Origin of the sequence: Aeromonas sp. Y289-2, assembly GCF_027705925.1 — a bacterium.
Classification (GTDB): domain Bacteria; phylum Pseudomonadota; class Gammaproteobacteria; order Enterobacterales; family Aeromonadaceae; genus Aeromonas; species Aeromonas veronii.
In genome coordinates this window covers 1-3,580 of sequence record NZ_JAPDCH010000039.1, presented here as the reverse complement: position 1 = coordinate 3,580, position 3,580 = coordinate 1, and the positions used below count along the sequence as shown (strand labels likewise).

Genomic DNA, 3,580 nt, shown 5'->3' with positions numbered 1-3,580 from the left:
CCCCCCCTTCCCTGCAAAACCGGCTTTTGAAGGTCTCCGCCACTGAGGGAGGCAAACGCCACAGCGCCCCACTTCACTTCCCGAGCCAGCCATCTTTTGCCCCCCTTCAGGGGGGAGCTATCAGGGGGTTGATCCTTCCTCCGGCACCCTGCCGGAGCGAGCGACTTTACGAAGTAAAGTCTAGTGAGTACTCTTGCTTGTCAAGAGGCCCTCCGGAGGTCGCCATTCTGTCGCCCCCCTCCAGCCTCTCCGACAGTCCACCAAGAGGGGAAGACACATGGCCGCCTTTGCCATCATGCGCTGCAAGAAACTATCGGGAATGGGCTCGGTTGCGGCCTCCCTCAAGCACTGCTTTCGGGAGCGCGACACCCCCAATGCAGACCCCGAAAGACTCCGGCACAACATGCACATGGCCGCCCGTTCCACAGACGAGGCGATGGGCAAGTTGCGGGAGAAGCTGCCGGAGAAGCGGCGCAAGGATGCGGTGCTCGCTATCGAGTACGTCCTGAGCGCTTCACCGGAGTGGTGGATCAATGCGGATTCTGGCCGGAAAGCGGACTTCTACCAGAGCTCGATGGACTGGCTGGCCGAGAAGTACGGGCGGGAAAACATCCTGGTATCGTCGATTCACCTGGACGAGAAGACCCCCCACATGTCGGCGTTCGTGGTACCGATCACCAAAGATGGGCGGTTGAGCGCCAAGGAGTTCATCGGCAACCGCACCAAGATGAGCAACGACCAGAGCAGCTATGCGGAGGCCGTCAAGCATCTTGGACTGGTGCGGGGCATCGAGGGCAGCAAGGCGACCCACAAGCGCATCAAGGCCCATTACAACGCGCTGGGGCAGCAAATCCCCGTGCCTCCCGAGATCGGGGAGGCGGATCTCAAACCTCGGAGCTCGCAAGGAGATGGGTTGCTGGGCAAGATCGGCTTGAGGCCCATGATTGAGACCCCGCTCGGGGTAGCGGAACGACTCAACGCCAAGTTCGCGAAGGCGTTCAAGGTTGTCGCCGAGAAAGCCTCTGAAAGCGATTCTCAGCGCGGGGCGGCGGTTAGGGCTAGGATGGCATTGGCTGACACCCAGAAACAGCTCCAAGCGCTTCAGGAGCCGTTTAAGGGGCTATCCAAGGAGCAGGTGGCGGAGGTTCTCAAGCAGGCCGTGGCGATGCAGCAGGACAATCAGCGGAGGCAGCAGGAGCAGGATCTGGCTCGCAAGCTGGAGGCCGAGATCCGGCGGAAGATGGCCCCCGAGAAAGGCCCGAAGCCGAGTCGGGGGGTTGGGCGTTAAGCCACGCCCTGCGCCGCTTCAGCTCTGCTCTGGCCCATTCGCTGGACTGGCGCATGTCCTCCCGTAGTGCCTCGATCTCTTGGGGGGTGAGTTGGCGGTATCCCACTAAGCCGCCCGATGGGGACGGTGGGTAATATCCCCTTGTCCGGCCAGTAGGCCAGCAATGGAAATATCTTCGTCCAGTTCGTCCCAGTGGATACCCCGCTGGCTCAGTTCGTATTGAGCAAGCTGCTCAGGCTGTGCCCTCAGCAGTCGCGGGAACCATACCAGCGGCACCCCGATGATCCGGCCGTCCAGTAGCTCAACCCACATGCTGTTTTCATCGAACCGCACCAATTTAGGCGAAATATTCATGCCACTTCTCCGCAAAAAACGCTCTGTGCTCTGTTGCAATGGCGATCACCTCTCGCAACTCCCGCGCCCCGAAACCATCATTTCGAGACAAGACCGTTTCCGGTTCTAGCCAGATCTTGGCCTCATTTCCTGCCTTTGAAACGTGGACGTGGGCGGGTTCCAGTGGATCACCCTCGTTCGAGTAGAAGAAGAATCGATAGCCGTTGATACGTAGGATTACTGGCAATTTTACTCCTTACTCTTCTCTTAGCGATTCAAAGGCTTGTTTGATACATCTTGCTGGAATGGGCTCATCGTCAAACACAATACGCTTCTCTTGGTAAGCGTCATAAGCCTGTATTCGCCTAGCTTCGTTAAGCATTTGAGCCAATCCAAGCTCGGTTAATAACCCTCGTAACTTTCGCTCGCTGATATCGCAAGCAATGGCTACTTCTCCTATCAATTTTTTCATAGGCTTGCAGTGTCGATAAATTCAACAGGGCCAATTCGTTCACGTTCGATCATTGTGGTAAAGGCAATGCGATCACCATTAAACAGGAAGTTAGGGTTAATGAAATAACGCCCTTGGCGCATGGTTTTAGCAATAATTTGAGCCTTGACTAGTTCTGCCAAACCTCTCCAGAACGTGGCCTGACTAAGCCTCAATGGCGGTTCTTTACCATTGTGATCAGCGATGAACTCCTCTAGAACCAAAGCATCAAGATCGACCTCATCTTTGGATAAAGCCTTGTTTTGAACAGCCCAAACAAGAACGCTAAAAGCTTTTATTCCTGCGGAATTTAGGTTGAAGGTTAGACCTATGTGGGTAGTGAACAGTTTAACGAATTGCTCCCCATCAACTTTTTTGAACGTTGTTACATGAGTACCTAATTTTTCGCCCGTTGTTTGGTTGATTAGGATGTTTTCATCCTTTCCAAGGAGCGACAGCTTGATCTGCTTGCCTTTCACAGGGATAACCATATCCCCCAGAAATGGGTTTGTTTTATACCTACAGGCACTCATTTATGATGCTCATTTTGATAGACGTGCAACCAAAATAAAATGCGCCATTATCAAAATCAAGTGGTTTTTTGATAGACCAACTAACTGGATCTGATAGACCGACTGATCGATCCTGAAAATACGATCCAGCAACCACGCGGCTTAGAGGGAAGTCCCTTATTAATTCTTTAGCGAAGTCTCTAGACTGAGTGCCAATCTCAGCCCTGTGGATGGGTGGACAATCGCCCTTCAGGCGAACGGCCCTCAAGGGGCATGGACAACCCTATGGACAGGGGTGGACGGGCCCAAAAGACAGCCCGCCCACTGCCCTGACCACAGGGATTGCCCACACCCACGGGCCTTTGCCCACGCCCCCCCACAGGGCCAAGGGAGTAACAGGATCTCCCTTCGGGTTTGTGTTAGGGGAGGGACTTGTCTCACAGGGAAGTCAAATCGACCTCGATGCGCCGGAACCCTATGGTTTTGGCAGTAGATACCGCAGCATCGATCGTCTTGAACACTCGCCAGCCTCCCCTCTGGCGTTCCAACACGCTGGTTTCTGCTTGCCTCCCGAACTGGACGAGGTGGAGGTGGTAGCCGGCACCCATCGGGGTGGGCACAACCAAGGCTTTCGAGAAGCCCCCCTGATCAAACACCCACTTGGCCTTCTGCTCTTCCATATCAAAACCCATATTTTGATTCATCAAATCCTGAAATTGATGTTAGACCCCCTAGCATCAAAAGCAAGGTTTTGATGTATCAAAACGGCTTTTTGATGTCCGGTTTTCAGGGGCGCAGCCCCTACAAGCCGCCCCCTGCAGTGGATAGATCCACCGGAAGGTGGGCGGCGGAACACGCCCATATGGACCCGTGGCGAGATCCCCCCCTTCCCTGCAAAACCGGCTTTTGAAGGTCTCCGCCACTGAGGGAGGCAAACGCCACAGCGCCCCACTTCAC

General features: G+C 54.9%; 6 protein-coding genes. 1 reads left to right on the top strand and 5 read right to left on the bottom strand.

Annotated features, from left to right (window positions below; genetic code table 11):
- Positions 1-277 precede the first annotated feature (277 nt).
- The gene (gene mobV / locus OKC43_RS21570) at positions 278-1,288 is read left to right on the top strand and encodes a MobV family relaxase (protein WP_270804117.1); all 1,011 of its coding nucleotides are present in this window, start codon (positions 278-280) and stop codon (positions 1,286-1,288) included.
- A gap of 105 nt (positions 1,289-1,393) precedes the next feature.
- Here mobV and OKC43_RS21565 read toward each other — a convergent pair whose 3' ends face one another.
- From OKC43_RS21565 to OKC43_RS21545, 5 genes are all read right to left on the bottom strand, one after another.
- A complete protein-coding gene (locus OKC43_RS21565) occupies positions 1,394-1,642 on the bottom strand; it encodes a DUF2442 domain-containing protein (RefSeq protein WP_139714640.1) in 249 nt (82 codons plus the stop codon).
- Complete coding sequence (locus OKC43_RS21560; protein WP_024944121.1) at positions 1,626-1,868, bottom strand: DUF4160 domain-containing protein; 243 nt, start codon at positions 1,866-1,868, stop codon at positions 1,626-1,628. Before OKC43_RS21560 ends, OKC43_RS21565 begins: the two co-directional genes overlap by 17 nt.
- A 9-nt stretch (positions 1,869-1,877) precedes the next feature.
- Positions 1,878-2,093 carry a hypothetical protein gene (locus OKC43_RS21555; protein ID WP_201873227.1) on the bottom strand — a complete coding sequence of 72 codons (216 nt, stop codon included), beginning with the start codon at positions 2,091-2,093 and terminating at the stop codon, positions 1,878-1,880.
- On the bottom strand, positions 2,090-2,590 hold the full coding sequence (locus OKC43_RS21550) for a replication/maintenance protein RepL (RefSeq protein ID WP_270804119.1): 501 nt from the start codon (positions 2,588-2,590) through the stop codon (positions 2,090-2,092). Before OKC43_RS21550 ends, OKC43_RS21555 begins: the two co-directional genes overlap by 4 nt.
- A gap of 470 nt (positions 2,591-3,060) precedes the next feature.
- Positions 3,061-3,303 (bottom strand): plasmid replication protein RepB, encoded by a 243-nt coding sequence (locus tag OKC43_RS21545; RefSeq protein ID WP_161469622.1) that lies wholly within the window; start codon positions 3,301-3,303, stop codon positions 3,061-3,063.
- Positions 3,304-3,580 lie beyond the last annotated feature (277 nt).

Bases quoted from the DNA above. Each gene is read 5' to 3' on its own strand.
- mobV (WP_270804117.1), top strand. From the start codon at position 278: ATGGCCGCCTTTGCCATCATGCGCTGCAAGAAACTATCGGGAATGGGC.
- OKC43_RS21565 (WP_139714640.1), bottom strand. From the start codon at position 1,642: ATGAATATTTCGCCTAAATTGGTGCGGTTCGATGAAAACAGCATGTGG.
- OKC43_RS21555 (WP_201873227.1), bottom strand. From the start codon at position 2,093: ATGAAAAAATTGATAGGAGAAGTAGCCATTGCTTGCGATATCAGCGAG.
- OKC43_RS21545 (WP_161469622.1), bottom strand. From the start codon at position 3,303: ATGGAAGAGCAGAAGGCCAAGTGGGTGTTTGATCAGGGGGGCTTCTCG.